This is a genomic window from Sphingomonas sp. (assembly GCF_050725575.1).
GTDB lineage: Bacteria > Pseudomonadota > Alphaproteobacteria > Sphingomonadales > Sphingomonadaceae > Sphingomonas.
Genome location: NZ_JBOHHW010000002.1, coordinates 137343 through 155114 on the forward strand (window position 1 = coordinate 137343; position 17772 = coordinate 155114).

General features: G+C 66.6%; 11 protein-coding genes. 7 read left to right on the forward strand and 4 right to left on the reverse strand.

What is annotated here, in order from left to right; genetic code table 11:
- The first annotated feature begins 4 nt into the window (after positions 1-4).
- Both ACRECS_RS01880 and ACRECS_RS01885 read left to right on the forward strand, forming a co-directional pair.
- Positions 5-2764 carry an ATP-dependent DNA helicase gene (locus tag ACRECS_RS01880; RefSeq protein WP_431581253.1) on the forward strand — a complete coding sequence of 920 codons (2760 nt, stop codon included), beginning with the start codon at positions 5-7 and terminating at the stop codon, positions 2762-2764.
- Entirely contained in the window at positions 2761-3300 is a 540-nt protein-coding gene (locus ACRECS_RS01885; protein ID WP_431581254.1) for a SixA phosphatase family protein, read from the forward strand. Before ACRECS_RS01880 ends, ACRECS_RS01885 begins: the two co-directional genes overlap by 4 nt.
- A 325-nt stretch (positions 3301-3625) precedes the next feature.
- Here the strand turns inward: ACRECS_RS01885 and ACRECS_RS01890 are convergent, their stop codons facing one another.
- Positions 3626-4153 (reverse strand): YceD family protein, encoded by a 528-nt coding sequence (locus ACRECS_RS01890; protein ID WP_431581255.1) that lies wholly within the window; start codon positions 4151-4153, stop codon positions 3626-3628.
- Positions 4150-4638: a ubiquinol-cytochrome C chaperone family protein gene (locus ACRECS_RS01895; RefSeq protein WP_431581256.1), complete on the reverse strand. Its 489-nt coding sequence runs from the start codon at positions 4636-4638 to the stop codon at positions 4150-4152. Before ACRECS_RS01895 ends, ACRECS_RS01890 begins: the two co-directional genes overlap by 4 nt.
- 159 nt (positions 4639-4797) lie before the next feature.
- Between ACRECS_RS01895 and ACRECS_RS01900 the strand changes: the two genes are divergently transcribed.
- A complete protein-coding gene (locus ACRECS_RS01900) occupies positions 4798-5298 on the forward strand; it encodes an outer membrane protein assembly factor BamE (RefSeq protein WP_431581257.1) in 501 nt (166 codons plus the stop codon).
- Between the two features lie 173 nt (positions 5299-5471).
- A complete protein-coding gene (locus ACRECS_RS01905; protein WP_431581258.1) occupies positions 5472-5978 on the forward strand; it encodes an RcnB family protein in 507 nt (168 codons plus the stop codon).
- A 67-nt stretch (positions 5979-6045) separates the two neighbouring features.
- Here the strand turns inward: ACRECS_RS01905 and pbpC are convergent, their stop codons facing one another.
- Together pbpC and ACRECS_RS01915 are read right to left on the reverse strand one after the other, a co-directional pair.
- A complete protein-coding gene (gene pbpC, locus ACRECS_RS01910) occupies positions 6046-8142 on the reverse strand; it encodes a penicillin-binding protein 1C (protein ID WP_431581408.1) in 2097 nt (698 codons plus the stop codon).
- A gap of 150 nt (positions 8143-8292) precedes the next feature.
- Positions 8293-14085 carry an alpha-2-macroglobulin family protein gene (locus tag ACRECS_RS01915; RefSeq protein ID WP_431581259.1) on the reverse strand — a complete coding sequence of 1931 codons (5793 nt, stop codon included), beginning with the start codon at positions 14083-14085 and terminating at the stop codon, positions 8293-8295.
- A 130-nt stretch (positions 14086-14215) separates the two neighbouring features.
- On the opposite strand from ACRECS_RS01915, the gene ACRECS_RS01920 reads away from it, so the two are divergent.
- The 3 genes from ACRECS_RS01920 to ACRECS_RS01930 all read left to right on the forward strand — a co-directional run bounded on the left by ACRECS_RS01920 (position 14216) and on the right by ACRECS_RS01930 (position 17670).
- Entirely contained in the window at positions 14216-15130 is a 915-nt protein-coding gene (locus ACRECS_RS01920; RefSeq protein WP_431581260.1) for a sulfite exporter TauE/SafE family protein, read from the forward strand.
- Positions 15127-15885 (forward strand): TIGR02186 family protein, encoded by a 759-nt coding sequence (locus ACRECS_RS01925; RefSeq protein ID WP_431581261.1) that lies wholly within the window; start codon positions 15127-15129, stop codon positions 15883-15885. The genes ACRECS_RS01920 and ACRECS_RS01925 overlap by 4 nt, the downstream gene beginning before the upstream one ends.
- A gap of 99 nt (positions 15886-15984) precedes the next feature.
- Entirely contained in the window at positions 15985-17670 is a 1686-nt protein-coding gene (locus ACRECS_RS01930) for an ATP-binding protein (protein WP_431581262.1), read from the forward strand.
- The last annotated feature ends 102 nt before the right edge of the window (positions 17671-17772 follow it).

Consider the following 17772-nt stretch of genomic DNA (forward strand, 5'->3'; position numbering starts at 1 on the left):
GCGAATGGTCGCGTCTTTGCCCTATCCCGCCCTCCACGCAAGCCATAGCGGCATCTGGGTCGCTACGGCGGATGGTACGCGTCAGGTCGGGCGGGGCGAAGCGATCCGCATTGCCGCCGATACGCCGGTCATCGTGCTCAACGCCGTGCTGGCCGGACAGCGGCTAGGCTATGCCGATCTGTCCGGGCTCGATCTGCTCGAATTGTTCGCCTTTCTGTGCCCGGCACGCTTCATGGTGCCGACACCGCGCGGGCTCGCGCGAGTCACCGGACTAGAGGTACCGGCGCGCGATGACGAGATCGCGGCGTTCCTGCTGCGCGCGACTGAAGCGATGCTGGCGATCCCGCAGGGCGACTGGCCCGAGCGGGAAGGGGCCTGGACCAGCGCACAGTCGCTCGCCCGGCTGCGCTGGCCCTGGGCGCCAGTGGTCGCCGAACATATCCGGATGCCGGAGCAGCATGAGCGCTGGCTGTTCTCGCGCCTGCCCGAATGGTCGGAAGGCGCGCCACGCCCGGCGCCGCGCACCATTTCGATCGATGCGGCGGAGACGCAGGAGCGGCTGACCCGGTTGACCGGCAGCGCCGCCGAACAACGCCCGGGGCAGCGCGCCTATGCCGAGGCGGCGATCGAAGCGTTCGAACCGCGCATGGTGCGCGACGCGCCGAACATGGTGCTGGCCGAGGCGGGGACCGGGATCGGCAAGACGCTCGGCTATCTCGCTCCGGCCTCGCTCTGGGCGGAAAAGGCCGGCGGCGCGGTGTGGGTATCGACCTTCACCAAGGCACTGCAGCGGCAATTGGCGCATGAAACCGTGCGGCTCTACCCCAATGCCGAGATACGCAAGGCCAAGGTCGTGACGCGCAAGGGGCGGGAGAATTATGTCTGCCTGCTCAACCTGGAGGATGCGCTGCAGGGCGGGTTCGCGGGGCGAGCGGCGGTGCTGGCGCAGCTGGTCGCGCGCTGGGCGGGGTATAGCGCGGATGGCGACATGGTCGGCGGCGACTTGCCCGGCTGGCTGCCGACCCTGTTCCGGCGCAACGGGCCGACCGCGCTGACTGACCGGCGCGGCGAGTGCGTCTATGCCGGCTGCCCGCACTACCGGAAGTGCTTCATCGAACGCGCCGCGCGGAGCAGCGCGGAGGCGGATATCGTCATCGCCAACCATGCGCTGGTGATGGTCAATGCCGCACGCGGCCGCGAAACGGCGAGCCGGCCGACGCGCTATGTATTCGACGAGGGGCACCATATCTTCGATGCGGCCGACGCGATGTTCTCGACCGCACTGACCGGCCAGGAGACGATCGAGCTGCGCCGCTGGGTGCTCGGACCCGAATCGGGCAGTCGCGGCCGGCGGCGCGGGCTTGCCGCGCGGCTGTCGGATGTCGCCAGTTATGACGAACAGGGCGCGCGGGCGATCAGCGATGCGGTGACCGCGGCGCAGGGGCTGGCCGGCGAAGGCTGGCTGCAGCGGCTGGGCGAGGGCGCGCCGTTCGGGCCGATCGAGGCGCTGCTCGCGGCAGTGCGCGGGCTGACCTATGCGCGTGCCGAGACCGAAGGCGATGCCGGATACGGCCTGGAGACCGAGCTTGCCGAACCCGATGCGGCGCTGATCGAAGCGGCCGGACCCGCTGCCCATGCGCTCGATGCACTGGTCAGGCCGCTGGTCGCGCTCGGGCGGCGGCTCGAAGCGGTGCTAGCCGAAGCGCCCGACTGGCTCGATGGCCAGGCGCGGGCAAGAGTCGAGGGGGCGGTCGCATCGCTTGGCTGGCGCGCGGAGACGGTCGCGGCCTGGCTCTCGCTGCTTGCGCGGATCGGCGGCCCCGCCAGCCCGGATTTCGTCGACTGGCTCGCGGTCGACCGGATCGAGGGGCGCGATTACGATATCGGGCTGCACCGCCACTGGCTCGATCCAAGCAAGCCATTCGCCGAGACGGTGCTGAAACAGGCGCATGGTGCGCTGGTCACGTCCGCAACATTGCGCGGCGGCGGCGACTGGGAGGTCGCCGAGGCGCGGACCGGCGCGCATCACCTGGTGAAGCCCGCCGCGCGGTTCGAGGCGGTCAGCCCGTTCGATTATGCGTTGCAGGCCGAAGTGCTGATCGTCACCGATGTGAAGCGCGGCGACACCGGCGCGCTGGCTAATGCCTATGCACGGCTGATGTCGGCGGCGGGTGGCGGCACGCTGGGCCTGTTCACCGCGATCCGGCGGCTGCGCGCGGTGCATGCGCGGATCGCCGACCGGCTGGCGCGCGACGGGCTGTCGCTGCTCGCGCAGCATGTCGACCCGATCGATACCGGCACCCTGGTCGATATTTTCCGCGACGACGCCTCGGCTTCGCTGCTCGGCACCGATGCGCTGCGCGACGGGGTCGATGTGCCGGGCCGGTCGCTGCGGCTGGTGGTGATGGAGGGCGTGCCCTGGCCCAAGCCGACCGTGCTGCACGCCGCCCGCCGTCTGGCCGGCGGCGGCAGCGCCTATGATGACCGGATCGTGCGGGCGCGGCTGGCACAGGCATTCGGGCGGCTGATTCGGCGCGCCGACGATCACGGTGCATTCGTGCTGCTGTCCGCCGCGATGCCGTCGCGGCTGCTCGCCGCCTTTCCGCCGGGCGTGCCGATCGCCCGCGTGACCCTTGACGAAGCGGTGGCGCGCGTCTCGCGTCTTCCTTCCGTCATCGAAAATGGGCATGAGGCCCGCGACGCCACCGGTGAGCACATCAGCGGTGACGGGGATGAGGGTTTGGAGATGCGACCGGCGCCATGAAGACACTGACGCTGCTCCGCCACGCCAAATCCGGTTGGGACGACCCGGTCGCGCGCGATTTCGACCGCCCGCTGAACGGCAAGGGCAAACGCGCCGCCGTGATGGTCGGCCGGCACATGAAATCGCTTGGCCTGACCTTCGACCATGTCGTCGCATCGCCCGCGGTCCGCGTCGCCGAGACGCTCGACGAAGTGGTGGTCGGCTATGGCGAAGCGCTCGCCCCGCATTGGGACCGACGCATCTATCTCGCCTCGGCCGTGACCTTGCTCGACGTGATCCACGGCCTGCCCGACACGGCCGATCAGGTCCTGTTCGCCGGGCATAATCCCGGGCTCGAGGACCTGGTGCTGATGCTGGTCCCCGACACGCTGGCCGAGCCGCTGCGCGACGAGGTCGAGCAGAAATACCCGACCGCGACGATCGCCGAGCTGCGCTTCGAGTCCGGCACCTGGTCCGATGTCGCGGCGGGCACGGCGCGGCTTACCCGGTTCATCCGGCCGCGCGACCTGGATCCGGCACTGGGTCCCGACGACTGAGAATTTCCGAGTCGCAACCGACCGTGCTGGCTGTTCCTGGCTGTTATTTCGCAAAAACATTTTTTGCTGGCTGTTATGTTGGATTTTGGGAGTGAATTTATAGTTATTTCTCAAATGCTTAGGTAAGAGCTGGCTGTCATTGGGTAACAGCCAGCGAACAGCCAGTTATCAGCCAGCGAACAGCGAACGACGCTGGCTGTTCTGATCGAAAACAGCCAGCGCAGAATCGTTTAACATTTCCCAGTCATGTCAAAGAGCGCGGCAGCCCCTGCCGGGTCCGCCTTGCATGGTTCTTCCACGATCGCAGACCGGATTGAATCGGCGGTCAGTCCTTTTTTTCGAGCAAGCCCTTCAGCCCGGCCAGCGCGCCGAGCGGCTTGAGCTCATCCTCACTGATCACGCCCGCCGCGCGCAGCGCCGCGGCGGCATTCGGTCCGCGCGGGAAGGGATCGAGCGCCAGCATCATGGTTTCCGCCGCCGCTTCGCCCAGGTCGATCGCCGATCCGGCATAGAATATCGTGTCGAGCACATCCTCGGACAGCTCGATTTCCTCCTCATCGACAGCCCCGTCGACGATGAAGCGCAGCGCAACGTCCTCCTCGACCGTGGCGGGAATCGGATCATCGGTAACCGAACAGGCCTGCACCACCGCAGCCGAGACATGGCCGCGCGCGACAATGCCCGCCGGCTCGCTGCGCACTTTGAACTCGCCCTCAAGCCGTTCGATCGCAATCAAGCCGAAGCGCGCGGCGAGCGCAGCGCGTTCGGTGTCGTTCGCGGCGATGGAGATGCTGCGTTCGCCAGCGCCAAAGGTATCGATCCGTTCGAGGCGAGAAAATTCGGGCGCGCTCATGGCAATTGCCCCGCGATCACCGACCCGAGCGGCAGCGCGGTGAGCGCCGTATCGAACCCGAGCAGCGCGTCGCGCACATGACCGACCGCCGGCGCGCCCGGATCCTCGCCGCGATACAGGTTGCGCAGCAGCGCCGGCGCCAGATCACCCGCAACGAGCCCGTCGCGATAGGCGCCGATTCGCCCGCCCAGCATGCTCATCATCTTGCCGATATGCTTGCCGACCACGACATCGCCAATGCCCAGTTCGCGCAGCTGCCCGTCCATGTCGTCGACGAAACGCTCAGTGAGCAGCGCGCTGGTCGCGGCCCCGGCCGGATCCTTTTCGAGCCGCAGCACGACGAACGACAGGATCGCCGCCACCATGTCGAAGCGGCCATCGACCGTGTCCGGCACCTGTCCGTCGAGGTACCAATGCGGTTCCCGCGCCCGCGTCACCACCGCATTATAGAGCGACAGCGCGCCTTCGGTCCGGCCCCCGAACATTCTCGCCATCCACCCCATCTCGACTCCAAACTGCCCCAAACGGCCCTGCGCCCTTGTTTGGCCACGAAGCTCGGCATATTGAGACGAACGCTCCGCGATGCAATGCGCATCTCGGCGCGTTTAGCTTTGTGTGCGTAGTGCCCCCTCTGGGAGAGTTTGATGAGCGTCGCCGCAGCCCGATTCACGAAGGGCCGATTGATGATGGGTGCCGCGCTTGGCCTCGCAACCCTGGCGTCCGGCGCCTGCACACCGCTGCGCGCGCATCAGGGCTATATCATCGATGCCGACCTGGTGAACTCGGTTCAGCCCGGCGTCGATAACCGCAATTCGGTGCTGCAGACGCTGGGCAAGCCCAGCTTCACCAGCCAGTTCAACCAGGGCGACTGGTATTATGTCGCCCGCGACACGCGTAATTTCGCCTATAACAATCCCAAGGTCACCTCGCAGATCACGCTCCGCGTGATGTTCGACCAGAACGGGACCGTGACCGGCGTGAGCCGTGGCGGAGTCGAGCAGATCGCCTCGATCAGCCCATCGGGCGAGAAGACGCCGACGCTGGGCCGCAAGCGCGGCCTGTTCGACGAACTGTTCGGCAATATCGGCACCGTCGGCGCCATCGGTGGCCCGCCGGGCGGTGGCGGCGATCGCGACCAGCCGTAAGGGCTTTTTTTCCAGGACTTCGCGAAAGAGCGAAGTCCTGGACGGTACCGGCCCGCTCCCCAGCCTTACAATTTCCTGACTGACTCGTTCCCGCTCCATTCAGCGCGGCCCGGCAAAAAGGGCGCGTGGCGTCGCGTTGTCCATGCGTCGCCGACCAACAATGGAGCAAGACCATGCGTAAACTGATCATCGCGGCGCTTATCGGGGCCACTGCCTTTCCCGTCGCCGCCAGCGCACAATCGCAAGGCGAAGTCCGCCGCGACCGGCAGGATCTCCGCCAGGAACAGCGCGAACTGAATCGCGCCTATCGCCATGGGGACCGTCGCGACATTCGCGAGCAGCGCCGCGACGTGCGCGAGGCACGCCAGGAACTGCGCGAGGATGTTCGCGACCGCAATCGCGCCTGGGGCCGCAACGATTGGCGCGGCTATCGCGACCATAATCGCGCCATCTATGCCCGCGGCAACTGGAACGCGCCGTTCCGCTACACTGCGTTCCGCCCCGGCATCCGTATTGCGCCGAGCTATTTCGGGTCGCGCTATTACATCGCCGATCCGTGGCGCTATCGCCTGCCCAATGTTGGCCGCAACCAGCGCTGGGTACGTCATTATAACGACGTGATCCTGGTCGATACGCGGCGCGGCGTGGTGGTCGATGTGATCCGCAACTTCTACTGGTAAGCGACTGATGGCGCCCGGCAGCTGACCTGCCGGGCGCCCAATCATGCGCGATCCCGGTCCTGCACATTCAGCGGATCGTGAAGACGATCTGATCGACCACCCGGCCACCGACATCGACCAGGCTCAGCCGGTGCCGTCCGGGACCTGCCAGCACCAGCGGATGCGAATCCGCCGCGCCGAGATCGCGCTTGTCGAGCCGCAGGCGGTGCGCCGTGACCTCGCCAGACACGCCGATCGCCAGTCTTTGCCGGTCGGGCGGGATATCCGGGTCGATCGCATAGACGCTGCCCGACACCGGATTGATGATGCGCGGACGGCGCGCCCCCTCCGGTGCGACCGCGATCTGCGTCTGGGCCGTGCCGGCAAGGAAATATTCCCGCCGCGGCTGCTCGATCGCATTGGCGAAGCGGATCGTGCGTTCTTCGATTCCGGCCGGACGCTTGGGCCGCGCGCCCGCGCGATCGGCATGGAGCGCAAGCATCAGGTCGCGCCACACCGGCGCCGCGCCGCTCGTACCCGACACTGCGCGCATCGGATCGCCCTCCAGATTGCCGACCCACACCGCGACGGTGAAGCGATCGGAAAAGCCGATGCACCAATTGTCGCGCATCGCCTTCGACGTGCCGGTCTTGACCGCCGCCCAGAAGGGCAGGCGCAGCGCGCTGTCGAGCCCGAAAGTCCCGGCACGGGCATTGGCGTCGGCGATCATGTCCGACACCAGCCAGGCCGCCTGCGGCGAGGTGACGGTGCGCGGCGCCGGGCGCGGATCATCGGCGGTAAGACGAAGCGGCGTCCAGCGGCCGCCATTGGCGAGCGCACGATAGGCATCGGCCTGTTCGAGCAGAGTCACTTCGGCCGACCCGAGCGCGAGGCTGAAGCCGTAATAATCGCCGTCCTCGGTCATGCCACGATAGCCGGTGTCCCATAGGCGATCGCGGAACGGCTCGACCCCGACCAGCAGCAACGTCCGCACCGCCGGCACATTGAGCGAGCCGGCGAGCGCGCTGCGCGCCGAGACCGGCCCCTTGAAGCCGCGGTCGTAATTCTGCGGCACGTAAAGACCCGAGGCGGTATCGAGCTGCACCGGTGAATCGTCGAGGATCGAGGCCGGGGTGAGATAGCCCTTTTCGATCGCCTGAGCGTAGAGGAACGGCTTGAGCGTCGATCCGGCCTGGCGATAGCTCGACGCGCCGTCGACCGCCGGTGCGGTCGACGCGCCGCCGATTCCGCCGACATAAGCCAGCACATCGCCACTGGCATTATCGACCACCACCACCGCACCGTCGCGCGCGCGCGTGCCGCCCAGCCCCTGGAGCTGGCGGCGCAGCGCAATCGTCGCAATGCGTTGCAGCCGCGCCTCGAGCGTCGTCTTCACGCGCAGGCCGGCTTTGGTCAGCAGCCGCTGGCTGAGATGCGGCGCAAGGCCGGGATCGAGCGCGAGGCTGCGCGCCGGGCCGAGCATCGACGCCGCCTCACCGGGGAAACGTGAGCAATCCCGATCATGCGATAGAGCACAGGCACGGCGCGCGACAAGGCGCGGATCGGCTTGCGGATTAGGCAATAGTGCCGCGAGCAGCAGCGCATCGTCGCGGGCGAGCGTTTCGGGCGTCTTGCCGAACAGGCCGAGCGCCGCCGCGCCGACCCCCTGCGCCTCGCCCCGGAAACCGGCCAGATTGAGATAGGCCTCAAGGATCTGGTCCTTGCTCCAGGCGCCGTCTATCGCCCAGCCGGCGCGCATCTGGCGCAATTTGTCCCAGATTCCGCGCGATCCCGGATCGGCGAGGCTGGGCGAGAGGAAGCCGGCGACCTGCATCGAGAGCGTGCTCGCACCGCGGTGCCGCGTGCCGCGGATGCGGTCGCGCAGCGCGCCGATCAGCGCAAGGCCATCAACCCCGCCATGGCTGTAGAAACGCCGGTCCTCGGCCGCGATCAGCGTGTCACGGGTGACCGGTGAGACCTTGTCCAGCGGCGTCCAGGCGAGGCGACGCGCCGCGAAATCGACCCGGGCGGAATCGATCAGCACACCGTTGCGGTCGTAAAGCCATGATTCGGACGGATGCCAGCCGGAGCGGACCTGCACATAGTCAGGCAAAGGCGGCGGCTGAGTGGCATAATCGCCAGCGGCGACCAGGCCGATCGCTGCCGCCAGCCCGGTCAGGGTCAGCCCCTTCCGGCTGGTGAGCGCCGCCCACCAGCGTTTCGGCTGTACCTGGCGCAGCGCCGCCTCACCCCTGTCCCCCAGCCGAAGCAGGGCGGAACGGCCTTTCGACAGGCTCAGGGAGAGCGAGCGCCTTGGATCAGGGTCAGGCACACCTCACCGTTGGGCCACCGTCACCGGCGCATTGGGCAGCTGCGCGCGGATCGCGGGCGAATACATCGCCTCGACCCGCGTCGGCGGCAGGCTGAACCGGCCGGCGCCGTTCATGCGCATCAGATAGACGATGGTGAAGCTGCCGCGCGGCACCCAGGCGAAATAGCCGCGCCAGGAATCGCGCCGCCGCTCGACATAAGAGGCCTGCACGCCGACCTGCACATCCCATAGCTTGCCGTCGCCATCAGCCGCCGTGAAGCTCTCGCCGTCACCGGCCTTGGCCTGACCGGCGAGAATCTGCGACTGGCCGCCAAGATTGCCGACGATCGTCGCGCCCGCCGGGATCGGGTCATTGACCACAACCCAGTTGCGTTCGGCCGAGGCCTCGACCGTGATCGTCACCTTGACCACATCGCCGCGGGTCAGCGTGCCGGGCGTGCGCGCCTGCACGATCTCGGTCTTCTTGGCCATTTTATAGCCGGCGAAGAGCGGTTGTTTGAGCGGCACCGCCGCCGAGACCGAGACCATTGCCCAGGGGCCGGCGGAACCGGCCTGTGCCATTTTCAGCGGGGTGGTCACCGCCGGCAGCGGGAACGACGCCTTGCGCAAATCGACCGCGAGCGGCCAGGAACGGGTAACCGTGCCTGAGCCGAGCGACAGGGTGGTCGGGCCAGTGATCGCCGATGCCGGATAAAGCTCACCGAATTTGCGCGCGGCGATCGTGCCCCAGGCATTGGCGGTGGTCGTATCCCAATGGCCGCGCAGCTGACGCAGGCTGACCCCGACCATCATCTTCGGCGCATCGTCCTGCCAGCCGGGCCGGCCGAGCGTCGCGATGACCGCCTTGATCGACGCCTCATCGCCCGAGGACATCAGCCACCAGGGCGCGTTGCTCTGATCCGATAGGTCGAGCCTGGTGCCTTCATAGACCAGGCGCGTGCGCAGCACCGATTCGGCGTTCGATTTGAGCGCGGCGGCATTGGCGATACCGGGAATGCGATCAAGCGCCACGAGATAGTCGGCGAGCATGCTGGTCGGCATTTCATTCGGCGGGATGCCGAGCTGGCCGAGCATGCCCGGCGACGCCGCGCCCTGCCGCGCCAGGGCGGTCAGCGCGGCAACGCGCTGCAGCCGGACATCGCCATATTGTTCATGCCGCAAGCGTCCGTCGAGCACGGCCTTCATCGCCTCGATCATCCGCGTGCGCGGCGCTTCGGGGATCGGCAGGCCGGCCTCGGCGGTCATCGACAGGACATAGGCGGTCAGCGCCTCCGACCCGGTCAGGCTGTCCGACGGCCAGTAGCGCAACAGCCCGTCCGATGCCTGATAGGTCGGTATGCTCGCCGCGAGCCGCGTCCAGGCGCCGCCATCACCCAGCGCGACCGCGCGCGACAGCGTCTGTTCGAAGCATTCGTAGGGATAGGCGGTCATGAAGGCGCGAACGCCCTGCAGTGGCGGCTGGAGCGTATCGTCGAGCCGGATATCGACCACGCCGCGACCGGGCAGCGCGCCCGCCGGCGGTGCGATCGCGATCGACGTATCGGTGCCGACGCGTGCGAGCGTCGCCGCCCACACTTCGACCGGGACCGCCGGAATGACATCCTGGCTGACCGTGATCTGGTCGACCGCCTTTTTGCCGTCCGCGACCGCCTTCACCTGCCAGCGCAAGGTCGCGATATTTTCCGGCGCCGTCAGGTTCCACGCGACCGGCACCGCGCCGCCCGCCGGGATGGTCACGGTGAGCGGACGGCCTTCAGCCACGCGCGGCGACACATCGACCGTCGCGGTGACCTTCATCGGCTTGTCCGAACCGTTGCGCAGCGTGAACGCCGCGGCATAGAAATCGCCCGATCGGACCAGAGTCGGCATGCCGGCAAAGATCGACAGATCCTGTGCGGTGCGCACCGCCGCCATGCCGGTGCCGAACAGATCGGCGCCGTCGGTTGCGATCGCAACCAGCTTGAACGAGCTCAGCGCGTCGGACAGCGGCACCGGAATCCGCGCCCTGCCCTTCGCATCGAGGGTGACGCGGCCCTTCCACAGCAGCACCGGCTGGAAATTCTCGCGATTGAGGCCCGACAGGTCGCCACCGCCGCCGCCGCCGGCCTCGACCGCCTTGCGGCCATAATGGCGCTTGCCGACGACCTGCATCTGCGCGGTCGAGGTCAGCACCGAGAGCGAGCGTTCGCCCATCATCGCGGTCAGCAGGTCCCAGCTGTCATTGGGGGCAAGCTGCAGCAGCGCTTCGTCCACCGCGACAAACGCGACATCGGCGGTGGCGGCCGGCTTGCCGTCAGGCGCGTTGACCTGGACATCGACCTGCGCTGTGTCGCGCGCGGCATAGCGTTCCTTGTCCGCCTTGACCGCAACCTGCAACTTGTGCGTGTCCCAGCCGACCTTCACCTTGGCGATGCCGAGGCGATAAGCAGGCTTGGCGAGATCGACCAGAGCGGTCGGCTCCTGTCCTTCAGGCGGTCCGCTCGCCAGCCCGAGGCTTTGCGCAATACCGTTGACCCAGCTCCAGAAGCCGCTTTGCACACGGCCGCGCACCGCCATGACCGAGACGAAGACGTCGGGCGCATAGCTGCCCGGCATCTTCACCTCGACCACCGGATCCTTGCCCGACAGCGTGGTGACGAAGCTGGACAGAACGCCTTCGCGCTCGACCGTGACCAGGGCGGTCGCTTCGCGGAACGGCATGCGCACCTGGAAGCGTGCGGTTTCGCCGGCTTTATAATCGGTGCGTTCGGGGACCACGTCCATGCGATCGCCATTGTCGCCGCCGAACCACCAATCGTCATCGCCGGCGAGCCAGACCGAGCGCGTCGCACGTGCGACATTGCCGTTCGCATCGCTGGTCGTCGCCACGGCATAGACTTCACCCGACACGCCCGGATCGGCCGAGCATTGCGCCAGGCCCTGTGCATCGGTCGTCGCGCTGCACGTCGCCGAGAGCTTTTCGGTGCGCATCTGATTGTCATAGGCGTAGAAGCCGCCGATCAGCCGGCGCCGCGCGGTCAGCACCTTGCGGCTGTACAGCGCGACCGAAATTTTCTGGTTGGCGATCGGCTTGTTCGAGGTGTCGAGCGCGACGAAGCGCAGGCGCAGATCGTCCTGCTTCATCAGCCAGCCATCGGTCTTCACGCCGAGCTGCACCGCCGAGGCATAGATCGGGATGCGCCGCGACGCGGTCAGCACTTCGCCATTGGCGTCCTGATAATCCATCTCGACCAGCATATCGGCGCCGTTTTCGAGCGCCGGCACGTCAATCGTGGTGCGCGAGGTGCCGTCGCCGCCAAGCGTCGCGGGGAGCGTCTGAGTCGGCGGCAGTGGCGTCGATTGCTCCTCGCCATCGCCATTGAGCGGCTTCACGCCTTCCTTGATGTCCTCGCCGCCGAAGCTGAACGCTTCATAGCCCTCGGGATTGGCGCTGCGCCCGAACCAGCCGACGCGCATATCGACCGCAAGGTTCGACGCACCGCCACCCGAGAGATAGCCGACGAACAGGTCGAGCGGCATGGTCTTGGGGCGGATTGCGGCTTCCTTCGGACCGGTCACGGTCGCGCGCATCGTCGGCAGCTTGTATTCGTCGACCTTGAACGACTGGCCGGTATAGATCGTGCGGTCCCCGGTGATCACCTGCAGGTCGTAATCGCCCATCGGCGCGCCCTGCGGCGCACTCCATTCGGTCTCGCCCACGCCGCTGTCGTCGATCGTCAGCGGCAGGTCGAACTGGGTGTCCGAACCGCGATGCGACAGGCGCAGCGTGCCGGTAAAGGCGGGCGTCTTTTCAAAGCCGTTACCGATCGGCTTGCGCACGATATGCTTCATATGGACCGTCTCGCCCTGGCGGACGAGCGCGCGATCGAACACGGTGTGGAGGATTTCCGACTTGGCTTCGTAGCCATAGGGCAAGTCGAAATCATAGGGCCGGATGCCGTCGCCCCAGGCGGTCAGGGTGAAGCTGAAATCGTCGCCGGCGCGGGCCGAGATCATCAGCGGTCCGGTATTGCCATTGTCGCAGCTGCCATAGGTTTGCGGCTCGGGCAGGCCGGGCGGCACGAACAGCCCGCCGGCCTTATCGGTCACGCCGCGCGCGAGCAGCCGGCCGCTGCAGCTGTCGGTGATGCGCACCTCGGCATCGGCCATTGGCTTGCCGCTATCGAGCTGAGTCACCCAGGCAAGGCTGCGTTCGCGGCCCCATTTGAAATGCACCGCCATGTTGGTGACCAGAGCGGCGCTGGCAACATAGCGCGGCGCCTTGCGCCCGAGCAGCGCCTGGCCAAGCACGGGACTGGCCAGCTCCACGACATAGAATCCGGGCTTGGCCAGGTTGATCCCGACGACCTCGAAATCCTTGCCCTTGCCGGGCAGCGGCACTTTCAGCGCCGTGGCCGACCCGCCGGCGAGGATTGGCGCCGCACCGGTATTGTTGATGCGGAGGTCTTCCCCGCCGCGCTTGATCGTCTCCGATTTTTCGTCATCGGCGTCGTCGACGATGCGCAGCCAGTTGGCGATCTGTCCGTCCGATGCCTCGACGCGCAGGCTTTGCCCGGCAACGGCAAGATTCGAACCCTGCAGGCTATCCTCGATATTGCGCACGGTGACCGGCAGGATGCCGCCCTCCTTCGCCTCGATGATGCCGAAGGGGGCGGCGAATTTCACCAGCGGCGGCGCTTCGTCGAACCGGACGTCGAGCGGGAAGCGCTCGGCATTGGCGAGCGGGCGGCCGCTTTCGTCCTTGAGACCCGCCGGCAGTGTCAGTTTCGCGGCGGTCGATGCCGGTAGCGGTGCGGCGAAGTCGATATCGCTGATCGTCGCCTTTTTCTTGTCGTCGTCATCGAACACCGGCGCGATCGTCTTGCCGTCGGCAGTGGTGATGCTGATCTGCTGCGCGTCGGTCATCGCGATCGGCGCGGTGAAGCGGACATGCGCCTTTTCGACCGGCGAACAGCCCGCCTGGGCATTGACGCGGCTGCATTCGAAGCGCGCCGTGAACGGCTTGCGCACGGTATAGTCGAAGCGCTGATCGGCGCCCGCCAGCTTGCCGCCGGCGCCGGCAATGTTCGCGCCCCAGACCAGCGCGACATCGCGGCCGGGGGGCAGCGGACGGCGGCATTTGAGCGCGGTCACGCCTTCATAGGCCTTGGCGCGGTCCGCCGCCGAAGCGGGCACCGAGGCCGGCAGTCCAGCCGTTTCCAGGAAGCTGCGCACGTTCCAATTGTCGGTGCCCATCTTGCCGAGCAATTCGCCCGGCAGGCTGGCGGGCAGCACATCGACCGGAATCTTCTCACCGATGCCCTCGACCGAGCAATAGGCATTGGCGCCGACCGACGCGGCGGTCGCGGGCAGATTGGCGGCGACCAGGAAGGTCTGGTCCTCCTCGATCTCGCCGTCATAACGCTCCGGCAGGACAGCGCGGGCGACCGGCCCGCCGCTATCGACCTTGAAGCTTTGCTGGCCGGTAACGGCATAGCCCGACACGCTTTTCAGTCCGCCCTTGAGCTTGAACTCGCAGGTGGTACCGCCGGGCAGGCCGTTCTTGAATTCATGCACGAAGGTCTGCGGGTCGACCCAGCGGCCTTCGCCCGCGACCGGGCAGGTCACGTCGAACGGGCCGGTCGCGCGCGGATCGCCCAAAGCGACCATTGGCTGGCTGAAACGTGCGGTGAAGCGTTCGATCGCGCCGCCGCCAATGCCGGGTGTGGCAAGGATGACCTGGGGACTATTATCCCCAAAAGCCGCGACCGGTGCGAGCGCGAGGCCCAGCAGAGTGAGACGAATTGCCAGCTTCATCAAACGCTCCCCTTAGGCAGCGGGACGCTAAAGCGTCGGGCGCAGTGAAGTCCAGTACCGATTTCTCAGGCCGATTTTCTGAATAGGGCCGCTTCCGCCTGTCGCGCGAACAGGATAGTCATCATCGGCAATGGATCTTTACCTGCCCATCGCCAATTTGTCGGTCAATGCGCTCGTCATCATCCTGCTTGGCGGCGGGGTCGGCATCCTGTCGGGCATGTTCGGGGTCGGCGGCGGATTCCTGACCACACCGCTGCTGATCGTCTATGGCATTCCGCCGACCGTCGCTGCCGCATCCGCCGCGAGCCAGGTGACCGGCGCGAGCGTATCAGGGGTGTTCGCGCATGTCCGGCGCAAGGGCGTCGATTTCAAGATGGGCGGGGTGCTGGTCGCGGGCGGCGTGGTCGGCTCCTTTGCCGGGGCGGGGATCTTCCGGCTGCTCCAGGCGAGCGGCCAGATCGATACGGTGATCGCGGTGGTCTATGTCCTGCTGCTCGGGTCGATCGGCGGGCTGATGGCACGTGAATCGCTCCAGGCGATCAGCGCGTCACGCGGTGGCACCGCGCCCCAGGCACGCAAGCGCCGGCACCATCCGCTGGTCGCCGCGCTGCCGCTCCGGACGCGTTTCTATGCCTCGGGCCTCTATATTTCGCCGCTCGCGCCGTTGCTGCTCGGCTTCTTCACCGGCATCCTGACCATATTGCTCGGGGTCGGTGGCGGCTTCATCCTGGTGCCGGCGATGCTCTATCTGCTTGGTATGGGGACTCAGGTGGTGGTCGGCACATCGCTGTTCCAGACGCTGTTCGTGACGGCTGCCGCGACCATGGTCCATGCGACGACGACCAAGGCGGTCGATATCGTGCTGGCGGTGCTGCTGCTGCTCGGCTCGGTGGTCGGCGCGCAGGTCGGCGCACGCTTTGCCAATCGGGTGAAGCCCGAATATCTCCGCTTCGCGCTTGCCATCATCGTGCTGCTGGTCGCGGTCCGGATCGCGATCGGGCTCGGCTGGCGGCCCGACGAAATTTATTCGGTCGAATTGTCATGAAGCGGCTGGCGCTGCTCTTGTTCGCGCCATTGCTGATGGGGCAGGCCAAGCCCGTGCTGGTACCCGATGTTTCGCAGCGCAATATCGAGATCGCCTATTCCTTCACCGGCGCCGAACTGCTGCTGTTCGGTGCGGTTCTCTATCCCGGCGGCCGATTGCCAGGGGTCGAGAAACCGACCGATGTGGTGGTGGTGGTCAAGGGGCCGGTGCAATCGATCCTGGTGCGCGAGAAGGAAAAGGTCGCCGGTATCTGGGTCAATGCCGCGCGGCTGCGCTATCGGTCGGCGCCCAGTTTCTATGCGATCCTGTCGTCCCGGCCGATCGGCGACCTGGTCGATGACCGCACCCGCGCGATCTACGAACTCGGCCTGGGCAGCCTGCAATTATCGCCCGCGAGTAGTGCGCCGCCCGAAGAACAGGATCGCTTCGCCAGCGGCCTGGTCGATCTCAAGCGCCGGTCCGGCCTCTATTACGAAGCGCCGCGCGCGGTCGAGATCACTGACGGCGTGCTGTACCGCGCCCGCGTCACCATCCCCGCGCGCGTGCCGGTCGGGCGCTTCACCGCCGAAACCTTCCTGATTCGCGACGGCCGCGTGCTGGCCGCCGCGACGCGCGACATCGACATCCGCAAATCGGGTTTCGAACGCTATGTCGCGCGCGCCGCCGACAATCATTCGATCGCCTATGGCCTGGTCGCCGTCGCGCTTTCAGTGCTGTTCGGCTGGACCGCCGGCTATGTCGCGCGGCGTCTTTGAGAGAGTACGGGCCCGTAACGACCCGCACAAATACAGTAGAACCTTATGTTTACGAGTTTGCACCATAACGCCGCGGGGTAAACCCGGGGGACCACCCAGATGACGGAAATGTTGGGCAGCCAGGCTTTCGACAAGGCCGCGCCCGCAACGATGATGGCAAAGACGAAGGCCATATTGCCCGGCGCGCTGGGCGAAGCGATCGGCGTGGTGCTGGAGATCGCTGGATCGAGCAGCCAGGTGATGCTCGATCCCCGTGCGCTCGACACATTCGCGGACAGCCCCGACCCGGTCGTCGCCAGCGCCGGATCGGTCGGCAGCCAGATCAAGATGCGCGTCGGCAGCAGCTGGCTGATCGCCAATATCCGCTCGTTGCGGCTGGTCGAAGGTGCCCAGAACCGCATCGCCGCACAGGTCGATTTCCTCGGCGAAGGCGATGAGGAGAAGCTGACCGGCAAGCTGTACAAGTTCCGCCGCGGCGTCACGCGCTATCCTGTCCCCGGTACCCAGGTTTTCCCGGTATCGACCGCCGACCTGAAACAGGTCTACGCCGCCGACGATCGCGCTTTTATCGAGATCGGCACGGTCTACCCCACCCGCGATATCCGCGCGTCGCTCTATATCGACGCCATGCTCGGCAAGCATTTCGCGCTGCTGGGGTCGACCGGTACCGGCAAATCGACCAGTGCCGCGCTGATCCTGCACAAGATCTGCGAACTCGCCCCGCAAGGGCATATTGTGATGGTCGATCCACACGGCGAATATGCCGCCGCGTTCAAGACCAATGGCGCGATCTTCGACGTGTCGAACCTGCAGATGCCGTACTGGTTGATGAATTTCGAGGAACATTGCGAGGTTTTCCTGACCACGGCGGGTTCGGAGCGTCAGATCGACGCCGACATCCTCGCAAAATGCCTGTTGATGGCGCGCGCCAAGGGGCGGCTGGGGCAGGAAATCACCAAGCTCACCGTCGACGCGCCGGTCCCCTATCTGCTCAGTGACCTGACCAATCTGATCGGCCTGGAAATGGGCAAGATGGACCGCGCCGGCGACACCGCGCCCTATCTGCGCCTGCGCACCAAGATCGAGGAGATCAAGGCCGATCCGCGCTACAGCTTCATGTTCTCCGGCATGCTGGTCGCGGACACGATGGCGAGCTTTATCGAGCGCATCTTCCGCTTGCCCGGCGACGGCAAGCCGATCTCGATCATCGACGTATCGGGCGTACCGTCGGACATCACGTCCGTGGTGGTCGCCGTGCTGAGCCGCATGGTGTTCGACTTTGCGATCTGGTCGCGCAACGAGGCGCAGCGCCCGATCCTGCTCGTGTGCGAGGAAGCGCATCGCTACATTCCCAACGAACGCAATGCCGATACCTCGTCGGTCGGCCGTATCCTTAGCCGGATTGCCAAGGAGGGGCGCAAATATGGCGTCTCGCTCGGCCTGATCACACAGCGTCCGTCGGATCTGGCCGAAGGCGTGCTGTCGCAGTGCGGCACGATCATCTCGATGCGGCTGAACAATGACCGCGACCAGGCGTTCGTGCGCGCCGCGATGCCCGAAGGCGCGCGCGGCTTTCTCGATTCGATCCCCGCACTGCGCAACCGCGAATGCATCATCTGCGGCGAGGGTGTCGCCATTCCGATCCGCGTGTCGTTCGACGGGCTGGAAGAGAATAAGCGCCCGGCATCGGACGATCCGCTCTTCTCCGAATTGTGGCGCGAAGTCGGGTCGGAGGATCAGATCATCGGCCGCACGATCAAGCGCTGGCGCTCGCAGGGGCGGTAATCGGGCGTTTCGATCACCCTCGACCAGACGAGATATGGGACACCGGTTGTTGCGTATCTTCGGGCGGGCTTTGGACGATCGAATCACGCGGTCGGATGGGCG